Source organism: Trinickia sp. EG282A (assembly GCF_040965455.1).
GTDB classification, from domain to species: Bacteria; Pseudomonadota; Gammaproteobacteria; order Burkholderiales; family Burkholderiaceae; genus Trinickia; species Trinickia symbiotica.
Window position 1 is genome coordinate 868383 of sequence record NZ_JBFRCC010000001.1, and the last position, 23244, is coordinate 891626.

Annotated in this window: 17 protein-coding genes and 1 tRNA gene; 3 read left to right on the top strand and 15 right to left on the bottom strand. The window is 62.9% G+C overall.

The window, feature by feature from the left end; genetic code table 11:
- The first annotated feature begins 80 nt into the window (after positions 1 to 80).
- The gene (gene uvrA, locus AB4Y31_RS03985; protein ID WP_368672803.1) at positions 81 to 6089 is read left to right on the top strand and encodes an excinuclease ABC subunit UvrA; all 6009 of its coding nucleotides are present in this window, start codon (positions 81 to 83) and stop codon (positions 6087 to 6089) included.
- An 87-nt stretch (positions 6090 to 6176) separates the two neighbouring features.
- Here the strand turns inward: uvrA and AB4Y31_RS03990 are convergent, their stop codons facing one another.
- From AB4Y31_RS03990 to AB4Y31_RS04000, 3 genes are all read right to left on the bottom strand, one after another.
- Positions 6177 to 7532, bottom strand: a complete 1356-nt coding sequence (locus AB4Y31_RS03990; RefSeq protein ID WP_368672804.1) for a GlcNAc-transferase family protein — start codon at positions 7530 to 7532, stop codon at positions 6177 to 6179.
- Positions 7533 to 7620: 88 nt separating this feature from the next.
- On the bottom strand, positions 7621 to 9000 hold the full coding sequence (locus AB4Y31_RS03995; protein WP_368672805.1) for an MFS transporter: 1380 nt from the start codon (positions 8998 to 9000) through the stop codon (positions 7621 to 7623).
- A 92-nt stretch (positions 9001 to 9092) separates the two neighbouring features.
- A complete protein-coding gene (locus tag AB4Y31_RS04000; protein WP_368672806.1) occupies positions 9093 to 9902 on the bottom strand; it encodes a PadR family transcriptional regulator in 810 nt (269 codons plus the stop codon).
- 291 nt (positions 9903 to 10193) lie between these two features.
- Between AB4Y31_RS04000 and AB4Y31_RS04005 the strand changes: the two genes are divergently transcribed.
- Positions 10194 to 11084 (top strand): manganese catalase family protein, encoded by an 891-nt coding sequence (locus tag AB4Y31_RS04005; protein ID WP_368672807.1) that lies wholly within the window; start codon positions 10194 to 10196, stop codon positions 11082 to 11084.
- 6 nt (positions 11085 to 11090) lie between these two features.
- Here AB4Y31_RS04005 and AB4Y31_RS04010 read toward each other — a convergent pair whose 3' ends face one another.
- From AB4Y31_RS04010 to tcuA, 3 genes are all read right to left on the bottom strand, one after another.
- Positions 11091 to 12395 (bottom strand): MFS transporter, encoded by a 1305-nt coding sequence (locus tag AB4Y31_RS04010; RefSeq protein WP_368672808.1) that lies wholly within the window; start codon positions 12393 to 12395, stop codon positions 11091 to 11093.
- Positions 12396 to 12477: 82 nt separating this feature from the next.
- A complete protein-coding gene (gene tcuB, locus AB4Y31_RS04015; RefSeq protein WP_368672809.1) occupies positions 12478 to 13647 on the bottom strand; it encodes a tricarballylate utilization 4Fe-4S protein TcuB in 1170 nt (389 codons plus the stop codon).
- Positions 13634 to 15037, bottom strand: a complete 1404-nt coding sequence (gene tcuA / locus AB4Y31_RS04020) for an FAD-dependent tricarballylate dehydrogenase TcuA (RefSeq protein ID WP_368673443.1) — start codon at positions 15035 to 15037, stop codon at positions 13634 to 13636. Before tcuA ends, tcuB begins: the two co-directional genes overlap by 14 nt.
- Positions 15038 to 15241: 204 nt before the next feature.
- Between tcuA and AB4Y31_RS04025 the strand changes: the two genes are divergently transcribed.
- A complete protein-coding gene (locus tag AB4Y31_RS04025) occupies positions 15242 to 16144 on the top strand; it encodes a LysR family transcriptional regulator (protein WP_368672810.1) in 903 nt (300 codons plus the stop codon).
- A gap of 1388 nt (positions 16145 to 17532) precedes the next feature.
- Here AB4Y31_RS04025 and AB4Y31_RS04030 read toward each other — a convergent pair.
- The 9 genes from AB4Y31_RS04030 to AB4Y31_RS04070 form a co-directional block, all read right to left on the bottom strand.
- A complete protein-coding gene (locus tag AB4Y31_RS04030; RefSeq protein WP_368672811.1) occupies positions 17533 to 18135 on the bottom strand; it encodes a 2OG-Fe(II) oxygenase in 603 nt (200 codons plus the stop codon).
- Positions 18136 to 18606: 471 nt separating this feature from the next.
- Complete coding sequence (locus tag AB4Y31_RS04035; protein ID WP_368672812.1) at positions 18607 to 18873, bottom strand: hypothetical protein; 267 nt, start codon at positions 18871 to 18873, stop codon at positions 18607 to 18609.
- 369 nt (positions 18874 to 19242) lie between these two features.
- Positions 19243 to 19590: a hypothetical protein gene (locus AB4Y31_RS04040; RefSeq protein WP_368672813.1), complete on the bottom strand. Its 348-nt coding sequence runs from the start codon at positions 19588 to 19590 to the stop codon at positions 19243 to 19245.
- Positions 19587 to 20114, bottom strand: a complete 528-nt coding sequence (locus AB4Y31_RS04045; RefSeq protein WP_368672814.1) for a glycoside hydrolase family 73 protein — start codon at positions 20112 to 20114, stop codon at positions 19587 to 19589. Before AB4Y31_RS04045 ends, AB4Y31_RS04040 begins: the two co-directional genes overlap by 4 nt.
- A gap of 194 nt (positions 20115 to 20308) precedes the next feature.
- A complete protein-coding gene (locus AB4Y31_RS04050; RefSeq protein ID WP_368672815.1) occupies positions 20309 to 20575 on the bottom strand; it encodes a hypothetical protein in 267 nt (88 codons plus the stop codon).
- A 359-nt stretch (positions 20576 to 20934) separates the two neighbouring features.
- Positions 20935 to 21009 (bottom strand) — tRNA-Val (locus tag AB4Y31_RS04055).
- A 48-nt stretch (positions 21010 to 21057) separates the two neighbouring features.
- On the bottom strand, positions 21058 to 21825 hold the full coding sequence (dnaQ, locus tag AB4Y31_RS04060; RefSeq protein WP_368672816.1) for a DNA polymerase III subunit epsilon: 768 nt from the start codon (positions 21823 to 21825) through the stop codon (positions 21058 to 21060).
- Between the two features lie 66 nt (positions 21826 to 21891).
- Positions 21892 to 22341 (bottom strand): ribonuclease HI, encoded by a 450-nt coding sequence (gene rnhA / locus AB4Y31_RS04065; RefSeq protein ID WP_368672817.1) that lies wholly within the window; start codon positions 22339 to 22341, stop codon positions 21892 to 21894.
- A gap of 1 nt (position 22342) precedes the next feature.
- A complete protein-coding gene (locus tag AB4Y31_RS04070; RefSeq protein ID WP_368672818.1) occupies positions 22343 to 23227 on the bottom strand; it encodes a class I SAM-dependent methyltransferase in 885 nt (294 codons plus the stop codon).
- Positions 23228 to 23244: the final 17 nt, after the last annotated feature.

Here is a 23244-nt window from a genome sequence, read left to right on the forward strand (position 1 = left end):
TATCTCAAAAATGGCGCGCGAGCCGCTTGGCCGAGCGTACCGAAGCGCCCGGCCGTACTAGCCGTAGAAGAGGAAAACCCATGACTTCCGGAGTGATCCGCATCCGCGGAGCTCGCCAGCACAATCTCAAAAATATCGACCTCGACCTGCGCACCGGCGAGATGGCCGTCGTGACGGGGCCGTCGGGCTCGGGCAAATCGAGCCTCGTTTTCGATACGCTCTATGCCGAAGGGCAGCGCCGTTATGTCGAGACGTTCAGCGCCTACGCGCGCCAGTTCCTCGACCGGATGGACAGGCCGCAGGTCGATCGCGTGGACGGCGTGCCGCCCGCAATCGCCATCGACCAGACGAACCCCGTGCGAAGCTCGCGTTCGACGGTCGGCACGATGACGGAGCTCAACGATCACCTGAAGCTGCTTTACGCGCGCGCCGCGCAGCTTTTCGACAAGCAGACCGCCGAGCCCGTGCGTCACGACACGCCCGAAACGATCTACGCGGAGCTCGCGGCGCGCACGGCCCAGGGCGACCCGCGCCTCGTCGTCACATTTCCTGTCGAGCTGCCGGAGAACGCGAGCGCCGACGAGATCGGCGAATGGCTTTCGGCGAGCGGCTATACGCGCGTGCAAGCCGAGCGCGAGCAGCGCTCGGCGACCGGAGTGCGCAAAGTGCTCGATGTCGTGGCCGACCGGTTCCGGTTGCAGCGCACGGAGAAGGTGCGCGTCGTCGAAGCGATCGAAGCGTCGCTGAAACGGGGCTCGGGGCGCGTCAACGTCTACGTCCTTCCCGAAACGCCCGCAATGTCCGACTTGCCCGCAACGCCCGGCGTCGCGGATCCTGGCTCCGAGCAAGCAGCCGAGCCGCGAATCTGGCGCTTCTCGACTGGCCTGCATTGCCCCGACAGCGATCTCCGTTATGCGGACCCGCAGCCGGGCCTGTTCTCGTTCAACTCCGCCTATGGCGCCTGCGATGCGTGCCGCGGCTTCGGCCGCGTGATCGGCGTCGACCTCGGGCTCGTGATTCCCGATGCGCGCAAGACGCTCGCGGGCGGCGCGATTAAGCCGATGCAGACGCCTGCCTGGAAGGAGTGCCAGGACGACCTGATGCGCTATGCGGCTCGCGCACGTGTACGGGCCGGCGTGCCCTGGTCGGAACTCACGGAGGCCGAGCGGGACTGGGTGATCAACGGCTCGCCCGATTGGGATGGGGACTGGCAACGGCAATGGTATGGCGTGCGCCGCTTCTTCGGCTACCTCGAGTCGAAGGCGTACAAGATGCATATCCGCGTGCTGCTGTCGAAGTATCGCAGCTATACGCCGTGCGAGACCTGCGGCGGTGCGCGGCTGAAGACGGAGTCGCTGCTCTGGCGCCTCGGCACGAATGAAAACGCCGACGCGGTGCTGGCGCCCGCATCGCGCTTCATGCCGCGCGGCGTGGCCTGGACGCGCGCGCAGCTCGAAGCGCTGCCGGGCTTGACCGTGCACGACCTGATGCTGTTGCCGATCGAGCGGATCCGCCAGTTCTTCGACGCGCTGACCCTGCCTAGCGCGCTGCTCGACGACGCATTGAAGCTCTTGATCGCCGAGGTGCGTACGCGCCTCAGATATTTGTGCGACGTGGGGCTCGGCTATCTGACGCTCGATCGTCAGAGCCGCACGCTTTCGGGCGGGGAAGTGCAGCGGATCAATCTGACGACGGCGCTCGGCACGTCGCTGACGAAGACGCTGTTCGTGCTCGACGAGCCGAGCATCGGACTGCATCCGCGCGACTTGAATCGAATTGTCGAGGCGATGCGCCGCTTGCGCGATGCGGGCAATACGCTCGTCGTCGTAGAGCACGATCCTTCGGTCATGCTCGCAGCCGATCGCCTGATCGACATGGGGCCGGGCCCCGGCGAACGCGGCGGGACGATCGTCTATGACGGCACGCCCGCCGATATTCGCACGGCACCGACATTGACGGGCGACTACCTCGGCGGCCGCAAGCACGTCGCCGATGCGACGCATTGGGCCGCGCGCCCCGTCGATGCGACGACGCCTCGCCTCTTGCTCGATGGCGCGAGCGAGCACAACTTGCGCGACGTGACGGTGGACATACCGCTTGCGCGACTCGTTTGCGTGACGGGCGTATCGGGCTCGGGCAAATCGACGCTGATCCAGGACGTGCTCTATCCGGCGCTCGCGCGCCAGCTCGGACAGGCGACCGAGACGCCGGGTGCGCACCGCGGCCTCGTCGGCGCGGACCTGATCGAGGACGCCGTCTTCGTCGATCAGTCGCCGATCGGCAAAACGGCGCGCTCGAACCCGGCGAGCTACGTCGGCGCATTCGACGAAATCCGTAAGCTGTTCGCCAAGGCGCCGCTCGCGCAGCAGCGAGGCTACACGGCCGGCACGTTCAGTTTCAATAGCGGCGACGGGCGCTGCCCGACCTGCGGCGGCTCGGGCTTCGAGCACATCGAGATGCAGTTCCTCTCGGATGTCTACCTGCGCTGCCCCGACTGCGACGGGCGCCGCTATCGCGCGGAGGTGCTGGAGGTCACGATCGAGCGCGGCAATCCGGCGCGCGCGCTGTCGGTTGCCGACGTGCTCGAACTGACGGTCAGCGAAGCGGTCGCGCTTTTTGCCGGCGATGCCGACGTGCTGCGCGTGCTGCAGCCGATCGTCGACGTGGGGCTCGAATACGTGAAGCTTGGGCAGCCCGTGCCGACGTTATCGGGCGGCGAGGCACAACGGCTCAAGCTCGCGGGTTTCCTGGCCGAAACGTCCGTGAAACCGGGCAATGGCGGACGCGCACGCGCGCCGGGCGGGCGGCTTTTCATGTTCGACGAGCCGACGACGGGTCTGCACTTCGACGATATCGCGAAGCTCATGCGCGCGTTCGGCAAGCTCCTCGCGCGCGGGCATTCGCTGCTCGTGATCGAGCATAACCTCGATGTCGTGCGGGCCGCCGATTGGATCGTCGATCTCGGCCCCGAAGGCGGCGATGGCGGCGGGCGGATCGTCGTTGCCGGCACCGTCGACGAGGTGAAGGCATGCGTCGCCTCGCATACCGGCCAGGCGCTGCTTCAATACGACGAGGCGCTCGGCGCGGCCGCGCGGACGTCCCGCGAGCCGGATGCGGGCGTGCCCCTTCAGTCGGCACTGACGGCTGCGCGCGCACGGCGCGCAATCGAAGGCGAGGACGCCATTCGCATCGTCAATGCGCGCGAGCACAACCTCAAAGCGCTCGATGTCGACATTCCGCACGGCAAATTCAGCGTCGTGACGGGCGTCTCTGGCTCGGGCAAGTCGACGTTGGCTTTCGATATTCTCTTTCACGAAGGGCAGCGCCGTTACCTCGAATCGCTCAATGCGTACGCGCGCTCGATCGTGCAGCCGGCGGGGCGGCCCGAAGTGGATGCCGTCTACGGCATTCCCCCGACGGTGGCGATCGAGCAGCGCCTTTCCCGCGGCGGCAGAAAGAGCACGGTCGCGACGACCTCCGAAGTCTGGCACTTCCTGCGCCTGCTCTACGTGAAGCTCGGCGTGCAGCACTGCGTGCACGATGGCGCCGCCGTGACGCCGCAAAGCGTCGAGTCGATCGCGGCGCAATTGTTGCGCGACTATGCTGGCCAGCACGTTGGATTCCTCGCGCCGCTCGTCGTCAACCGCAAGGGCGTCTATACCGATCTCGCGAAGTGGGCGAAGGCGCGCGGACATACCCATTTGCGCGTGGACGGCGAATTCATCCCCGTCGATCCGTGGCCGCGGCTCGAACGGTTTCGCGAGCACACTATCGAACTGCCCGTCGCCGATCTCGTCATTTCCGCCGATCGCGAAGCCGAATTGCGCCATGCGCTGGACCAGGCGCTCGAAATCGGCAAGGGCGTCATGCATCTGCTCGCGCCGCTCGACGGCCTTGCCGAAACGCTGGCGGATGGCCGCCCGCATAGCCATGTCGGCGCGCTGCAGGTACTGTCGGTGAAGCGCGCGTGCCCCGTGTGCGGCACGAGCTATCCCGAGCTCGATCCGCGCATGTTCTCGTACAACAGCAAGCACGGCTGGTGCGAGAGCTGCGTCGGCACGGGCCTCAAACTGACGCGCGAGCAGCGCGCCGCCTTCGACGACACGACCTTCGCCGACGACGGCCGCGGCCGCGAGCAGACACTGCCGGCCGACGAGTTCGAGCCCGAAGATGTCGGCGAAACGCCGTGTCCCGAGTGCGACGGCACGCGGCTCAACGCCGTGGCGCGCGCGGTCACGTTCGACGGACGCGCGATCGTCGACGTGGGCCGTTTGACGGTGGCCGAGACACGCCGCTGGATCGACGCGCTGGAGCTTGGCGGGCGCGATGCGCAGATCGCGCGCGATGTCGTAAGCGAGATCGCCAGCCGCCTGCGTTTCCTGGAGGAGGTCGGGCTCGGCTATCTGAGCCTCGATCGCGCGGCGCCGAGTCTATCGGGCGGAGAGGCTCAGCGGATTCGCCTTGCCGCGCAGCTCGGCAGCAATCTGCAGGGCGTCTGCTACGTGCTCGACGAGCCGACGATCGGCTTGCATCCGCGCGATAACCGCATCCTCCTCGACGCATTGCGCCAGCTCGGCGACAAGGGCAACACGCTCGTCGTCGTCGAGCATGACGAAGACACGATTCGCCGCGCCGATCACATCATCGATATCGGCCCGGGCGCCGGCAAGCGCGGAGGGCGCCTCGTGGCCGAGGGCGGCGTCACTGTGCTCGCCGCGCAGTCCGACTCGGTGACGGGGCGGTTCCTCGCGCGGCCCATTGTGCATCCGCTGCAGCCGCGCAGACCGGTGCGGCCAGCGGCCAGCAGTACCGCAATGAAGGCGACCGGGAATGGAAGCCGCCGCAACGGAGCCGCAGCGAAGCCGACTGCCGGCGCGGCCGATGGGCTCGCCGTGCCCGAGCAATGGATGACGGTCCACGGTGCCCATTTGCATAACCTGCGCGATGTGACAGTCGACATCCCCCTCGCGCGGCTCGTCGCCGTCACGGGCGTGTCGGGTTCGGGCAAATCGACGCTCGCGCGCGATGTGCTGATGACGAATCTGCTCGACGCGGTTGGCCGCTCGGTGATGTCGTCGCCGGCCACGCGCCGTGCGCGCCGCAATGCGCAGGGGAGCGCTGCGCAAACGGGTCAGCCGGCGCAGCCGGCCCGCCGCTCGGGATGGCAAGCGCGCGCCTCTTCGGCACCGCTCGTCGTCGAGCATCGTTGGCAGGGCTGCCGGTCGATTTCCGGATGGGAGGCGATCGACCGCGTGCTCGAGGTCGATCAAACGCCGATCGGCAAGACGCCGCGCTCGTGCCCGGCGACCTATATCGGCGTCTGGGACACGATCCGCAAGCTTTTCGCCGATACGCTCGAGGCCCGGGCGCGAGGCTACGCGGCATCGCGCTTTTCGTTCAACACGGGCGAAGGCCGCTGTCCGGCATGCGAAGGGCAGGGCGTGCGCACGATCGGCATGAGCTTCCTGCCGGACGTGAAAGTGCCGTGCGACGTTTGCCACGGTCAGCGCTTCAACCCCGAGACGCTCGCCGTCACTTGGCGAGGGAAGAATATCGGTGACGTGCTGACGATGGAGATCGACGAGGCCGTCCAGTTCTTTGCGTCGATGCCGAGTGTCGCGCATCCGCTGCAGCTGATGAAGGATGTCGGGCTCGGTTATTTGACGCTGGGCCAGCCGTCGCCGACGCTCTCGGGCGGCGAGGCACAGCGCATCAAGCTCGTCACCGAGCTCGCGAAGGTGCGCGACGATGTGACGAGGCGCGGGCAGAAAGCGCCGCACACGCTCTATGTGCTCGACGAGCCGACGGTAGGTCTTCATATGGCCGATGTCGCGCGCCTCATCCGCGTGCTGCACAGGCTCGTCGATGCGGGGCATAGCGTGGTTGTCATCGAGCACGACCTCGATGTGATCGCCGAGGCGGATTGGATCATCGACCTCGGGCCCGAAGGCGGGGCGGGCGGCGGGACTGTCGTCGCGGCTGCAGACCCCGAGGCGCTCGTCGAAGTGCCGGAAAGCCATACCGGCGCGGCGCTCGCGCCCGTGCTCGCGCGCACCGAGCGGGCGGACGAGCCGATGCACGTGGCGTAGTGCGCGGGTATCCAACAGGTCATGCGGGATGTATGTTGCGGAGGGTCCTCAAGTTTCGGGCAGCGCGCCTTGGTCGCTGATGATGATTCACGCGCCGACACCTCTCTCGAGCCTGTTCATTGCATGACCGGCATTGTCAGTCAACTCGAAAGTGTAGCGTACCGGAGCACGGCCTAACTCAGTAAGGAAGACGCACGTGTAGTCGAACCGGCCCGATGCAATGCTCGTTTTCACCTTTGCACCATCCAGCACGTCATGGTGCAGTTCGGCATCGTCAGCGTCGAAGAAACGTAGCGTAGCCGTAGCGGCAGCCGACAAATCGCCCAGTTCGCGTTCCGACACGCAGACGTGGATTTCCGTCGAACGACGCAACGAGGCTAGCCACGCCTCGTCATTGTCGGCTGACCCGCCGCCGATAGGAGGGCGTTGCCCCGCAAGCACGGCTTTGTGGATCGCACGATGTTCGTAGCTGATGCCCACGAACCTTTCGTATTGATCGAGACTGCGAGCGGTGCCGAACCCGTAGGGACCGAGATCGATACCGTCGTCCGATTTAGCACCGCCGACCCGGAAGAGAGAGCGATGTCGGTGCCAGGATCGATCGTTATAGTCGCACCAGTCGAACTCGATGGCACCGCTCAACTTCGCATCGCGCGTATGATCGTCCCAGATCTTCGACCGCTGACCCGGGCCATATTGATGCCACGCAACGACTCGATGCGGATGATAGAAGTCGTAGCCGTGCGTATAGGCGCGCACGGCGATGGAATTCTCCTCACCATGATGGAAGTACTGCGGGTCATGTTGAACCTCGACGGCGAACGATCCGTCCGCGAATGCAAAGTGAGCGCTGTAAAAACAGCCCGGGACGGGATGCGCAAACTCCGACTCGCCAACGTAAAAAGACGAGAAATTCACGATACCTTCCTGGTCGAGCTTGGCAAAGCTCATTACCGTGGGCGACATGACCCGGCTTGCGGGATCGTGATTGGGATCGAACGGCGGAAGATAAGCGGTCAGTACCGGTTTTGGGCTCCGTTCGCGCAAGGACTCCAACATTTCGACCAGAACATCGTCCCACCGCTCGACGAAGCGATGGTGCGAATCCAGTTGCAGCGTGTACTTCTCGCCGCGATAGTGCTGCTGGATGACGTTTCGCGCCCAACAGACGCCTTTCGACTTCATGTGCGGTACGTCGATCAACTCGATAACCGCATTGCGGTACGCCAATTTGAGCACACTGTACTCAGAACTCGATGAAGTACTGCGCACTGTAAAGTCTTGACCCAGGAAGCCGTCCAACGTTTCGTCACTTCCGTGCTGCCAACAAACGACTACGCGGAGCGCGTCGGGCCGCGCTGCGTTGGCCACCAGATCGGCCAACGTCGGTATCAATTGCGGATCGCGATAACTTGCAACTTGCACAAAGATCGACCTTGACATGCGATGCTCCTTCCACTGCGCGGGGCGCCCGATTCGTTGGCCATATCCGAGTCTCGATCATGCCCATAAACCTGTTTTGGCTTACCTATCAGTTTTGATAGCCTTTGGCGAAATCGCCGCCGCTTAAAATCGGCCTGCTCGCGTCTTCGTTGTTGCAGCCTTCACCGTGGCCGCCATCGAGATGTTCGAGCGTGGCGACCGCTGCGCCGGCCTCTAGGACCGCGGGGCCGCTCGCGCGGCCGGCCGATGCTGGCTCGCGCGCCGTCGGCGCGCTCGTGACGCGGCCGATCCATACGAGCGCAAGCGCTGCAATCGATACGGAGAGCCAGCCGTTCGTCCCATAGCCGAGCACGTGCCCAGCCGTGTCCGTCGATAGCAGCAGACCGCCGATCCAGGCACCGCAGCCCGTGCCGAGTGCCTGCACGGCACCGTTAGCGCTCAGGAAGGCGCCGCGCTCGGTGGGCTCCGGCACGGTCGTGAGAATGGCTTGCATCGGAATCATGCGACCCGATCCAATCACCATGAAAAGCGCGAAGAACGGCACCATGATGGCGAACGGCACGGCGGGCAGATGGGTCATGACGAGCATGGGCACCATCGCGAGCACGCCGAAGATCCTGAAGACGAGCCGGTGACCGATGCGATCCGCGAGTCTGCCGACGGCGCGCGATGTGAAGAACGTCGCCGCACCGCCGGCCATGTAAAGCCACGATATCTGACCCGGCGGCACGCCATGGTTCGCCACCAGCATCGGCGAGATGAACGGGATCACGAGCATGTGCGCGAGCATCATCAAAAACGTGAGCGTGAACGCTTTGATGTGGCGGGTGCGCGAGAGCATGCGCCAGAGAGCGGGAAGCGCTTCGGACACAGCCGGCGGGCGCACTTGCAAGTGCTCGGCGAGCGACGGCACGATGGCAGCGGCGATACAGCCGATCGAGGCACTGAGCGCCGCGAGCAGCCAGAACGGCGCGGCCCAGCCGTGATGCGCGCCGAGCAGGACGCCGGCCGGCACACCGGCGATGGCCGCCAGCGAAAAGGAAGTCATGATGACACCGGTGGCGGCGCCGCGCCGCGCGACGGGTACCACGTCGGCGACGATCGCCATCACACCTGCGCCCAGGACGCCGCCCGTGATGCCGGCGAACGCGCGGCTCACGAGCAACAGCGGGTAACTCGTTGCCATCGCACAGGCCAGGTTCGAAAGCGCGAAAAGCGCATAGACCGTCAGCAACAGCCGGCGCCGGTCGAAGCGATCGATGTAGGTCGCGGCGAAGAGGCCAGACAGCCCCGAGCACCACGAGTAAGCGGAGACGGCGGCCGCGAATGCGGCCGGGGCGATCCGGAATGCCGACATGATCTGTGGGCCGAGCGGCATCATCACCATGAAGTCCATGATGATCGTGAACTGGACCAGGGCCAGCACCCAGATCAAACGCCGCTCGCGGGCGGGAAGCAGTGCATACATTCGTTGGCGTCCTTATTTCGGCGTTGGCCGATTCACTGCGAAAATTCGGCCGCATGCGCTTGCGCATCCGGCCGCGTGCGGCAAAGTGCCGATCAGTCAGGTGCTTTCTCTCCGGCGGGCCCGCGCGCATTGCCTTCGATTTCGGCGGCGGCCCGCAACAGGATTTCGGCGATGCGCCGCTGTTCGGCTTCGTCCGCATCAGCGTGGCGAATGACAGCTAGCTTCAACGCATAGCGCGCCTGTACGAGCTTGGGATGCCAGCGGCCGCCTTCGCCGCCGAAGCCTCCCTCATCGGCCTCGGCCGAGGCGGCATACGCGCGCCGCATCGATTCCATCTTGCTCGCCACGAAGCTGAGCTTCGCAAGGATCAAATCGACCTGATCGCGATGCTTGTCGAGGTACTCGCGGCCGGCCTCGGCGATCTCGTATCGCTTGCGATTGCCTTCCTGTTGGACCGTGACATACGCGAGCTCTTCGAGATAAGTGAGGGCCGGGTACACCATGCCCGGGCTCGGCGCATAAAAACCGTTCGAACGCGCTTCGAGCGCCTTGATGAGCTCGTAGCCGTGACGCGGCTCCTCGGCGATCAGCGCGAGCAGCATCAACTGCAGATCCTCGCCCGTGAATTTGCGACCGCGCGTGAAACCCTCGTCGTCGCCGAAGCCGTGTTCGCCGCGCCCGCCCCAAAACGCTCCGCCGCCGCCGTGGCGATGACGATGCCGGCCGATGGCGTAGCGCAGGCCGTGGCGCCACCAGGCCTCCTCGAACGCGGTACCCGCGCGCCCCTCGTGAAATGCGCGATGCAGGCGATGAAAGAAATGCTCGCGAGCGCGAGCGGGGAATTCGCCGATGCCGCCGAACTCGGCGAAGTCCGTGTAACGGTCAGGATGACCATGCCTCATGGAGGCCTCCTTGATGGCAGATTGTGTATCTAAAGATACATATCTAAAGATATACGGTCAAGCAATTTATGCGATGGCCTCGCCGCGTGCCAGCGAAGTCCGATCCGGTCCGCGACGTTGAGTACCCTCGTCAAGACCGTCGATGACAACAGGGCGCGAATGCGAGGGACAGCCGTAGTACGTCGTGGCAAATAAGCTGGCACACCCTGGAATGCTCGTTGCGCGCGCCGAGCGTGCGACTTTGTTCGCGACGTCTTCGTTTCACAGTCTCAGCGACCAGGAGAGGGTCCCATGTTCATCCACAACAAGCGTTTGCAGTACACCGTTCGCGTCGGTTCGACGAATCCCGGGCTCGCCAATCTGCTGCTCGAGCAGTTCGGCGGACCTCAGGGCGAGTTGGCGGCGGCAATCCGATATTTCACGCAGGCGATCAGTGAGGAAGATCCCGGGAGAAAGGACATGCTGCTCGACATTGCGACCGAGGAGCTTAGCCACCTCGAAGTGATCGGATCGCTCGTATCGATGCTGAATCGCGGTGCCAAGGGCGAGATGGCCGAGGCGGTCGACGGCCAGGCCGAGCTGTACCGCAAGCTGCACGGCGCCGGTAACGACAGCCATGTGACGCAGGTGCTTTACGGCGCCGGCTCGCCGTTGACGAATTCGGCCGGCGTGCCGTGGACGGCGGCCTATATCGATACCATCGGCGAGCCGACGGCGGATTTGCGCTCGAATATCGCCGCCGAGGCGCGCGCCAAGATCATCTATGAGCGCCTCATCAACGTTTCGGACGACGCGGGTGTCCGCGACGCGCTAGGTTTTCTGATGACGCGCGAAGTGTCGCATCAGAAGTCGTTCGAAAAGGCGCTCTATGCGATCGTCGGCAATTTCCCCCCGGGCAAGCTCGAGCCGGATCCGCGCTTTGCCAGCACGTATTTCAAGATGTCGCAAGGCGAACCGCCGGAACGGGGCCCGTGGAACGAGGGACGTGGCCTGGAGCTGGTAGAAGATCCGCCCACGGCTGTCGATGGCGGCGATGGCCATGCCACCTCACAGCTGAATGCTTCGGAAAGGGCGGCGCTCGATGCGATGAAACTCCGATTGAAATCGGACCGGACGAAGGATCCCGAGACGGGGGCAGAGCTCGGATCCGTCGCGCCGGGGCAGGATGGGTTGCGGGAATGATCGGTACTAAGCTTCCAGGTCGATGCCCTTCGTGTCCGGTGTCGTCAGGATCGCGAAGATCGCGAGCAGCGCATAGACCATGACGAACAGCCCGATATAGATATATGCACGGTGAATGCCGACGCCGCGAAGGATGAGACCCGCGATGATCGGAATCAATCCGCCGCCATAGACTTGCGAAACCTGGTAGCCGGCGCTGGCACCCGACGCGCGATAGCGCGTCGGGAAGTTCTCCGTGTAGAACGCCGGAATGGCGCCGTAGCCGAACCCGAAGACGAAGCCGAAACCGATCACCTCGGCGAGCACGGCGAGCCAGAAGTTGGCCGTATTGATCAGATAGAAGTAGGGAATCGCCCAGACAAGCAGCACGATGGCCGACGTCAGCAGGATCACGCGTCGGCTCAGCACGTCGGCGAGCAACGAGCCGATGATCATGAAGACAAGCATCGAGGCCGCGGCGATGAGGCCGATGCTCTCGGCCTCCGTACCCGCGAAGCCGACCGCCTTCATGTAGCTCGTGCCGAACACGAAGCTGAGAAAGAATGCGCCGCCGAACATTGCGTTGACGAGCGAAGTGCGCAGGATGCGAAACGGCATCTCGCTCCAGACACGCGCGGCCGGGCTTTTCAGCAAAGTCTCCTCGGACCTGAAGCGTTCGAACACGAAACTGTCCATCGTGCGCGTGCGGATCACGATGCCGACGATCGCGACGGCGAAGCCCACATAGAAGAATATCCGCCAGCCCCAGTCCGTGAATTGCGCGGGGGTCATCAGCGAGCGAACGAAGATGACCGAGCCGAAGCCGAGCAACAGGCCGATGGGGATCGCAAAGCCGACCCAGGCGCCCCAGAATGCGCGGCGCTTCGAGTTCGCAGCTTGCTCGACGACCCATGTCGATGCCGTTCCAAACTCGGCGCCGAAGCTGATGCCCTGGGCGAGCCGGAAGATGATGAGCAAGATGGGCGCGGCGGCGCCGATCGTGTCGTAGGTCGGCGTGAGCCCGATGAAGAGCGTGCTGACGCCCATCAGCAACAGCGCATAGACCATCGCGTCCTTGCGACCGTAACGGTCCGCGATGTTGCCGAAGATGAAGGCGCCGACGGGCCGGATGACGATGCCGATGCCATAGACGGCGATGGCGGCGGCGACTGCCGCGAGGCTCGGCAGCTTGAAAAAAACGCCGCCCCAGACCGTTGCCGCGATGATGCCGGTGACGAGAAAGTCGTACTGCTCGATGATCGACCCGATGATGCTCGCGACCGCAACTTTTATGACCTGTTGCTGCGAAGGCTTGTCAGCTATCGTTGTCACGCTTGTCTCCTCGTTGAAGATTCCGTTCACCCCATTGTGGCGACGACAAGTGCCGGACCTCGCCCTCAGTCCGCCGCCGCGATCAGTCTTCCGTCAGCCCCGTTCGGTTCGGCTCCCGTCGCTCGATGGCCCATTTCAGCAGCGCCGCGGCGCGCAGTGGGCCATGCGCAAACTTGCCGTAGGGCAGCGTCAGGAAAAACGAAAGTACGGCCCCGAGATGCACTGCTAGCAGAATAGGCATGGACGGCGTTGCGCGCCAGACCTCGAGCGCGAGTCCGCTCGCCGCGATGAGCAGCAGTAGCGCCATGAAACCGCGATCCATCGGTTTTTGCTGGGGATCGCCCGCGAACGGATGGCGACGGACATTCAGCCGCCAGAGTCCGACGACGCCGATGACGAGCGCGATACCGCCTATCGTGCCAACGAGCGTGGGCACGCTGGTGTAGGCGTAGGGCGCTTCGAGGCGCAGCAGATAGTGATAGAGCGTGGCGATACAGGTCGACAGAAAGCAGAGCAAGAAGCCGTAAAACGTCAGCTGATGAAAGCGCCGCCGTGAGAGCGTGAACGCATCGTCCTCGTTGTTGCAGCCTTCACCGTGGCCGCCATCGAGATACTTGAGCGTCGCAACCGCTCCGCCGGCCTCGAGGACCGCAGGGCCGCTCGCGTGGCCGGCCGATGTTTCGCGCCAGAAGCGCCGCACGCCGAGTGCCAGCGCGACGAGCGCGTAGACAAACGGCGGGGCGAAGAAGGCGACCATGAGCGAGTGCGAAAACACCACATAGAAGTTGCCGCCGGGCGCCGACATCCATAGTGTGCCTCTGAGCGCCAGCGCGAGGATGAGGAAGAGCGCCAGGCCGCCCGCGAGCGCAAGCGACAAGGCGAGACCGTTACGCTCGTAAAGCGCACCGAGCGCGCGCGGCCACGCATAGTGCCGATAGGTATTCATCCGTACGCGAGCCATCGCGTTCGGCACATTGACGGCGAACTCGTGCGGCGGCGCGTATTGGCATGCATGCAGACAGGCGCCGCAGTTGTGGCAGAGATTCGCGAGATAGTGGACATCGGCCGTGCCGAATTCTAGCCGCCGCGTCATGGCCGGGAACACAGCGCAGAAGCCTTCGCAATACCGGCACGCATTGCAGATTTGCATGATGCGGGCGGCTTCGGCGTTTGCGTCGGCGTCGTGGGCCGAGTGCGTCGCCCTGTCGGACCAGGTCCGGGCGCTTTCGATCAATGTATCAAGCTGCTGCATCGAGACTTTCCTGGCTTGCGGAGACGGCGGCGTTCGCGCCGGCAATACGGCCGAAGGCCGTACCTATGCTCATGCCGACACCGGCTGTGTATCCCCGGCCGAGCACGTTGCCTGCCATCATTTCGCCGGCGACGAAGAGATTCCGGCTGCGTTCGCCCGCGAAGCGCACTGCCGCTGTTTCATCCGTTTTCAGGCCGAGATAGGTGAACGTGACGCCCGGGCGCAGCGCGTAGCCCAAAAAGGGCGGAGTATCGAGCGGTCTTGCCCAATGCGTCTTCGGGGGCTCGAGGCCCTCCGTGCGACAATCGTCGAGTTGCGCATGATCGAACGTGCCGGGACGGCATGCCGCGTTATATGCTTCGATCGTCTTCACGAACTCTGCCTCCGGCAGGCCCAGTGCGCGCGCCAGTTCGGGCAGCGTATTCGCGCGGGTTCCGGGAAAAACGGGCGGCATAAATCGGCCGATCGCTTTCGCGTCGATGATCGAATACGCGATTTGCGCGGGCTGCTGGGCGACGAGCCGCCCCCAGATCGCATAGCGCTTCGGCCAGAAGTCCTCGCCCTCGTTATAAAAGCGGCGGGCATCGCGATTCACCACTACGCCGAGCGAAACGCAATCGATGCGCGTGCAGATGCCTCCGTCATAGAGCGGGGCGCGTGCGTCGATCGCGACCATGTGTGCCTGCGTTGGGTCGCCGATGCAGTCCGCGCCGGCCTCGATCATGAAACGCAGCAGCGTGCCCCGGTTGAAGCGTGTGCCGCGGATGATGAAGTTATCGGCCGGGTATTCGCCGCGCTCGTTCTGGCCCCAGGCTTCGCGCAGCCATTCCCGGTTCGATTCGAAGCCACCCGCGGCGAGTACGCAGGTTCGTGCGACGATGCGCTCGTCTCCGACGTAGGCGGCGACGAAACGGCTGCCGTCGAGTTCGATTTGTTCGACCGGCGCGTCGTAGCGGATTTGCACGCCGAGGTTCTCGGCGCTCCGGTAATAGGCGTTGACAAGCGCTTTGCCGCCACCCTTGAAAAAGGCGTTCGTACGGGCCGTATGCAGTGCGCCCGAGAGCGACGGTTGAAAGCGCACGCCGTGGCTGCGCATCCAGGGCCGGCACGTGGCCGAGGCCCGGATGACGAGGCGCGCGAGCGCTTCGTCGGTCTGGCCACCCGTCACCTTGAGCAGGTCTTGCCAGAACTCTTCTTCGGGGTAGGCATCGACGAGCACGTCCTGAGGCTCGTCATGCATGCAGCGCAGGTTGCGCGTGTGTTGCGTGTTGCCCCCGCGCCATTCGCGCGGCGACGCTTCGAGCAGCAGGACGGAAGCGCCGCGCTCGCGCGCCATCAAGGCCGCGCATAGGGCGGCGTTGCCGCCGCCGATAACGAGAACGTCGATCAATTTCGCCTCGGGTGTCGCTTTCATCTGTCGTTCATCGCCGCGCTTGTCCTGGCGGGCCCTTGGCCGAGCGCCATGTCGCGACGAAACCCAGCCAGTCTCGGTCAGAGCGAGCGGCTACGTCAATTGCAATAAAAGCAACGATTGATAGAATTGGCGCATCAATGGGCGCGGTGCAGCGCTCGGCTTCGTGACTGCGGATTTCCGATGAACATCAACTTTGACCTGAACGATCTCATTGCATTCCGCGCGATCGTCGAATGCGGAAGCTTTCGCAAGGCGGCAGAGGCCGTGCATTTATCGCAACCGGCGTATAGCCGACGTATCGATAAACTCGAGCGAGCGCTCGGCGTCCGCCTGCTCGAGCGCACGACGCGGCGCGTCAAGCTGACGGCGGTCGGGCGCGAGTTCGAGCGCAAGGTCAGGGCGGTGCTGGACGATCTCGATCACGCGGTGCTCGGCATCCGCGGCGACGCAGCGACGCGCGTGGAGCGGGTGACGGTGGCTTGCGTACCGTCGGCGGTGCATTATCACGTGTCGAACGCGTTGCAGCGCTTCCGGGAAAAGCATCCGCGCGTGCAGGTCGCAGTCTTCGACGCGAAGGCGAATGAGGTCCGTTCGGCGGTCGCGCAGGGCGACGCCGATTTCGGCTTTACGTTCGTGAGCGCCGAGGACGACGACGTCGATTTTCTTCCTCTGATCAAAGAGCCCTTCGTGCTCGCATGCCAACGCGATCATCCATTCGCGAAGCTCGAGAAGGTGTCTTGGTCGCAGGTGGTTTCTACGGCGACTCCGTTCATTGCGGTAGCGCGCACGTCCGATAATCGGCTCATCGTCGATCGCGCGCTCGTCGGCGTCGCGGCACGTCCTCCGATTGCCTATGAAGTGCAAAGCGGGACGGCGGCGTTGGGCCTGGTCGAGGCCGGCTTGGGAGTGGCCGCACTGCCTGCCATGGCGATGCCGGGACCCGAGCATTCGGTACTGGTCGGCGTGCCGCTTATCGAGCCGAGCGTGTCGCGCACGATGGGGTTGATTCGACGACGCAATCGGGCGCTTTCGGGAACCGCGCAGTGGCTGTTTGATTTATTTACACGGTCTTGTGTCTCGTGACGCCTAGATGAACGTGCCGCTGCGGATCGCGCATTGCTGTAGCGTTTGGCGGGCATAGTATCCGCTGGTGCATCAGCCGGTTTTGCGCTTTTTTTGCTTTTTCCTTTTCGCTATTGCTGAACCTCCCCTGAAATGTCGCCTTCCAGCAGGTCGCGCACAAAATCACCGAAAGGAACGAAAGTGAACTGTCCTTGATACAGCCTCCCGAGATATGAGACAGCGCTAATCTCGGGAGGTCATCCTACGCCAGAATTTAGATATCTTGGACATTACGGCCGGTAGTACAGCACCCCCCAATATTTGGACTTCCAAGCGACAATAAACGTTGCAGAATGTCCTGCTGGGAGGGTCAGGTTTGACGAACCCCCCCATTGGGGATCATAGGTCGTTATGTTGTCTCCAGAGGCCGCGTTGACCGTAACACTTCCGGTAGAATTGTTGACAATGGTTATCGTTATCTTTTGTGGTGCGCTCCCAGGCGCGGTTTTCATCTCTGGAAGATTGATCGTGAATCCAGGCCACCACACAAGGAAGCAGGTATCAAAGGTTGCGTTGATCGTTGTCTCTCCTGTTGTCGGAGAGTCGCCGGGTACGTTAAAGGTCATGGTTTCACCGGAGGCTCCACCTGCCGGTCCAGGAGGCCCCTGAATTCCCTGCGGACCTTGTGGACCCGGAGCGCCAGGGGAGCCTGGACTGCCCGGAGATCCCTGCTGTCCCGCTGGGCCGGGATTACCCGGCGAGCCCGGTGCACCTGGATTACCCGGCTGTCCCGCTGGTCCCGTATGACCCGGCGAGCCCGGTGCACCTGGAGTACCCGACGCACCTGGGGGGCCACTGGGGCCCGCATCGCCTTTTGGCCCCGGAGCGCCGGGGGCTCCTGCGGGTCCCGGAGGTCCTGCGGGTCCCGCAGGTCCCGAAAGTCCCTGCGGTCCCGGAGGTCCCGGAGGTCCCGGAGGTCCCACGGGGCGACCTTTTTCGCTCGGTTGCAATGTGGCAGCGTCAGACATTTGCGTGCTCCTCATATCAAGTACTGCTAATTAGCCCCCCCAAGACCGGGAGCGACGAAAAAAGATGCCAAACGTTTGGCAAAACAGAATCTGATACCTGCCGAACTTGGGCTGATAGAAATATTTATTGAAAGTGCTGAGCTTGATTATTATGGGCGATTCCATTGCGAGGGGATTTCAATCTGCTCGATAAATGGTCAGGCATCGGTCGCCATATCGGTTGCGCGATTTACAGGCGAAACTTCAGGTTAACGCTCCTCCTGAGTCAGACGATAGACCATGCTTCGCTTTTTATGCCTGACAAGAATGATAGGGTTCGGGGTTTCGTCCTCGCCGTGCCGTGCACGATGCCATTCCCATTACTGGGAGAATGGGGTCTACTCACACGAACTGGGGGCCTGAGATCCAGGCAACAAGCGATCGCCTCGTTCCCTTGGTGACCGGCTTGACGCGGTGCATGACCCAGGACGAAAACGCGTTGACGTCGCCTGGCGACTTCGTCGCGTGCGATGTCGAAATACCTTGAAATTCCAGTTCTCCGCCTTCGTACTCTTCGGGACTGGACAATAAGACCACCAGAGATAATTTTCTCGGCGCGGCAGTATTGATTCCCATATCGACGTGCCAATCGTACTTCCCGGGTCGATCCTCAGAACCTCTGTAGACGGTGTATTGAAATTGCTCGATGAATCCCGATAAAGCAAACCCGAAATAGCGCGCGTTCAAATCGGCTGCATAGTATGCGAGCTTTTCATATAGCCAATCGGACTCGGGCGTGCGAGCGATCCAGCCGACATCCGTACGCCGGATGCCTTCGTCTACCTCCACGGCAGCGTCATTAAATACGGTAGCGGGCTGGCTGGGGACCGCCTCCCCAAGCTCGACGATTTTATTGAGATCCTCTTTCGTGAATGCGCCGCGCCATGTAGCGTAGCTTTGATCCCGGATCGGCGGGCCCGGGGGCATCGGCAGGTACGAGCTCATCTAAGCACCTCGAAGGGGAAGATAGACGGTGACTCACCTTTGGCCGCATAGCGATGTATTACTCTGCCGGTGCCTGGGTCTCTTCACCCAGCCTCGCGTGATGGCGCAAGCGCTTCCTTGGTGGGGTAATCCATGGCAGAGCACGAATTTTCGATGGGCGGGTGTAGTCGATTAAAGCCTACCCGAAGCGTTCGCCGAGCAGCTTGGTAAAACAGCTAGTGCACATCCTTTCGCGCGCGCGCTATGTGTCTCGTACCCTGAGGGAGTGGCGGCTTGCACATTGCCGTCGTCGGGTGATGAGCCGGGGTCGGGCTTGGTATCCGTATTCGATAGTTGCCGATGTGGGCTCGCCGCGACGGCGGGACGCTCGAATACCAGGAGAGCCTCGTCATTGCGGCACAACCCATTGGATGCGCAGCAACGTGGCCGACGACGAGCCGGCCTTGATGCGCGACGACCAAGCGGGCGCGCTCATGAGTTGTCTTTTGCACGTTTGCGCCACCGCGTCGAAATACCGTGCTCGCGCAGTAGCTTGTGCAGACGCCAGTTTTCCGCAAACAGCACCACAATCAGCACTGTTGTCGAGACGGAAAAGTATGAGTCGCCGAGATAGTGAAGGGTCGCCCACGCGACGCCGGCCAGGACGACCGACGTTAGTAGGAGCAACGCACGATCAATTAACCACGATTTCATGTCTTTGGCGTGCCGATACATTGATTCTTCAAAATCATCCATCATTGCTTAGTCGCTGCGACGGCACGAGCCATCGAGCCGTACATGCGGCGATTTGGCAACGACGTGCTCACGATTTCGGGATGTCGAAGCAACAGAATAAGCATGGGTTGGGATGGCGCGAAGGTCGCGCCAAACATGCAGCATTCCATATCTGTGCCAAGTCCGTCTTTGCACGGCCATGCTGCGCCTTGGGCAACGCGTTAAGCACGTTGCTGATCTTGTGAAACCAGCAGCGCTGTTATCAGCACGTGCACATCGACGAGCGAGGCGACGGCGCGCACGACCTTCTGCGTGCCTGCGTGAGCAATTGAGTGGCCTCAATATACTTTTCACGGCTGACCTCGCACCGCAATCGCGACCAGCGCACGATCGTCAGTCCTTGTGACGCCGCTTGAGCGGGCGGTAATGCTCGCTGTCGTAGGCGGTCGTGACGGTATAGCCGTCGCGCTTGCGGATCTTCAGGAAGAACAACACGGGCGACACCCCCGGCTCACCGCCGCACGCCTCGGTATGGTTCTCGCGTACGCGAACGAGAAAGTAGCGGCCCTTGTCTGCCGAATCGAACAGCAAGCACTCCGTCTTGTCGTTCGACAAGCCATAGTCGCGCGTGACGGCGGCTGCCTTGGTGGCCGCGTCGCTGTCGGTGACAATGGCCGGCCCAGCGGCCCATGCATGGCAGCTTGCAAGGAATGCAGCTGCGGCAATCGCGCGGCGCATCATCGCTTGGCCTGCTTCGTGTCGTACTGGTCGAGCTTGTGCGCCCGAATGATGGCGTTGAGCTTGGCCGAATAGCTAGGATCCGTCGCATAGCCATTGCGCGCAAGCGCGACGGCGAATTGTGAACTGGCGGTGTGGAGGAAGCATGTCCGAAAGCGCGGGTTGTTGCGCAACATCTTCGCGTAGTCATCGGCCGCTTCTTCGTAGCTGCCGTAAGCGCGAAATGCATCGTTGATCTTGATGGCCTTTCCGTTGATTACTTCGTGCGTGGTGAATGTTGTGCTGTCCCCGGACGGCGCTTGCCCTTTCACGCCGAAATAGGCATTGGCGACCACCGAGCGGCCCCAATTGCTTTCAAGCGCGGATTGCGCGAGTACGATGCCGGCTGGCACCTGATATTTGCGCTGGATGGACTGTGCCGCTGCTAAATGCTCGTCAATGAAGGCCCGCACGTAGGCCGGGGCTTCATGATGCTTCGGGGCGTGGTGCGGCTTCGCGTGATGATGATGCGTGGACAGTTGCGGCATAGCGGCTTCCTAGAGGCGCTTACGCTGATTCATTCATCAGGAGATAGCAGAGAGTGCCACAGCGCCGGTGGTGCAAGCAAGGGTATGCCGACACCGGCCAATGCCGGCTGGCCACGTCAACTGTCAACGTTGGCAGGTTTTGTTGCGCATAGGGGGCGAGCGGAGTTCGCGCGGGCGCTGAGCAAGCGGCCCGCTCATGATTTGTCTTCTGTACGTTTGCGCCACCGCGTCGAAATACCGTGCTCGCGCAGTAGCTTGTGCAGACGCCAGTTCTCCGCAAAGAGCACCACAATCAGCACTGTTGTCGAGACGGAAAAATATGAGTCACCGAGATAGTGAATGGTTGCCCACGCGACGCCGGCCAGGAGGACCGACGTTAGTAGGAGCGACGCACGATCAATTAGCCACGATTTCATGTCTTTGGCGTGCCGGTACATTGATTCTTCAAAGTCATCCATCATTGCTGAGTCGCTGCGACGGCACGAGCCATCGAGCCGTACATGCGGCGATTCCGCAACGACGTGCTCATGATTTCGGGATGTTAAGCAACAGAACAAGCATGGGTTGCGATAGCGCGAAGGTTGCGCCAAGCATTGCACCATGCATCTGCGCTTGCGTCACCGGGCCAAAGCCTGTGTTTTGTCCGTTCCGACGACCAAGCTACCGATCGCCCCGCCAACGTAGAACGCGAGACGCGGGACGCGTGAGGGACTCGAAAGCGTTCGCGCGATGGCTTTGGGAAGCATTGCGGCAAAGAAAAACGGCCTAGATCAGATGATCTAAGCCGTCGTTTCTTCCGGGAAAAACCACCGAATTGTCCTGGTGGGTAGTACTGGGATCGAACCAGTGACCCCTGCCGTGTGAAGGCAGTGCTCTACCGCTGAGCTAACCACCCGAAGAGCCACGGATTATGACAGACCTGTCGTGGCCCGGCAAGCGCTTTTTAAGCGGCTTGCGCAACCGCGGAAGCCCCGCCGGCTTCGGAAGAAGCAAGGGCAGGGGGCTCACGCCGCCAGACGCTCGTCCCCTTCATGGCCTTATCGATATCGTCGAGCACAGCTTGGTGCGCACTAAGCTCATCGGCATCGGCAGCGACCACCGGCAACGACATCGATTCGAACGACACCATCGGCCGCGCCGAAACCACATCGCTCTGGCTCGATGGCTCCCCGAGCATATCGATGACGAGGCTTTCCTGCCCGCGCGTCATCGCGAGATAGACCTCGGCCAACAATTCCGCGTCGAGCAACGCGCCATGCAGTGTGCGATGCGCGTTGCTTACGCCGAACCGGTCGCAAAGCGCATCGAGCGAGTTCCGCTTGCCGGGGAACATCGTCTTCGCCTGCACGAGCGTGTCGATGCAGCTTGCATAGTGCTCCCGGAACGACGGCAGCCCCAGCAGCGAAAACTCGACCTCGAGAAACCCGAGGTCGAACGGCGCGTTGTGAATGATGAGCTCCGCGCCTTGCAGATAGTCGCGCAGTTCGTCGACGATCTCCGCGAACTTGGGCTTGTCGCTCAGGAACTCGGTCGTGAGCCCGTGCACCGCAAGCGCGCCCGGATCGCTGTCGCGCTCGGGGTTGATATAGAAGTGCAGATTGTTGCCGGTGAGCCGCCGATTCACGATTTCGACGCCGCCGATTTCGATGATGCGGTCGCCGGTGCGGGCATTGAGGCCTGTTGTTTCAGTGTCCAGGACAATCTGGCGCATATTCTTGTTACTCGCTTGAAGACGATGTCGAATGTCGAAGAAAGCGTAAAACGGAAAACGCTGCGCTCAGCCTTGTTCCGCCAGCGCGTTGACGCCACGGTTGGCGAGCGCGTCGGCGCGCTCGTTCTCGGGATGCCCCGCATGCCCCTTGACCCAGCGCCATTCGATCTGATGAATCGACGCGAGATCGTCGAGCCGCCGCCAGAGATCCGCATTCTTCACGGGTGTGCGCGCCGCCGTCATCCAATTCTTCTTCTTCCAGCCGTGAATCCACTCGCTGATGCCTTTCTGCACATACTGCGAATCGGTATGGACCACGACATTGCAGGGTCGCTTCAGCGCCTCGAGCGCGGCGATCACGGCCATGAGCTCCATTCGATTGTTGGTCGTGGACGGCTCGCCGCCAAAAAGCTCTTTTTCCTGCGTGCCAAAGCGCAACAGCGCGCCCCATCCGCCGGGGCCCGGGTTGCCTTTGCACGCGCCGTCCGTAAAGATTTCGATGAACTCGGTCGTCACTTCAAATACTCGGGTTGTGTGTCTTATGGGTGGCGGCGGGCGTAAGACCTGTGGCGAGCACCGGCTTTTTGACCTTGACTGGGCCAACTAGCCGCATGCCGCGCACGCGCTTGACGGCCGTGACCATGTAGACCGCGCCGAAAATCGGCCACCACCGATCGCCGGCCTGCTCCATGAACGCAAAACGCGAAAGCCATGTTTCGCCGTCGAGGGGCGGACGATAGCAGCCGAAGCGTCCGCGTTCAAGCTCGAAACCGAGCAGCTTGATCCAGTCCTTGATTCGCGTGAAGGCAATCAGATCGTGCGCGGCCGGCACGAACGGGCGTCCCGTCATCTTGCCGACCGATTGGCGCGCGCCCCAAAGGCTCAACGAATTGAACCCGAGGATGATGAGCTGCCCCTCCGGCATCAGCACGCGCTCGGCTTCGCGCAGCAGCCGGTGCGGATCGCGCGTGAATTCGAGCGTGTGCGGCATCACGATCAGATCGACGCTTTGCGCCTCGAACGGCAGATCGAGCAGATCGCACCAGACCGTCGTCCTGCCGTCGGGCGCATGGCGATCGCTAGGTACGGGCGATGAGCTCGGCGCACCGGGCAAGGGCGCGGGCGCGGAGCCCGGCAACTCGGGTCCGGCGACATGCGGCGAGCGCGCAGGCGGATAAGTGTAGGGCGCACTCGCCCCGCTCGCCGAATCGAGCACGAGGCCGCGACATGGCATGCGGTTCTCGCGCAGCGCATCGAGCCGCGGCAGCCCGAGCTGGAGCGCGTGATACCCGAACACGTTGAAGACGACGCGGTCTAGTTGCGCCTGCTCCCACTCGAGTACATAGCGCCCGGGCGGAGAATCGGTCCAGGCGGGCCAGTCTATAATCGGTCGATCAGACATCGGTTGACAAAGTCGCC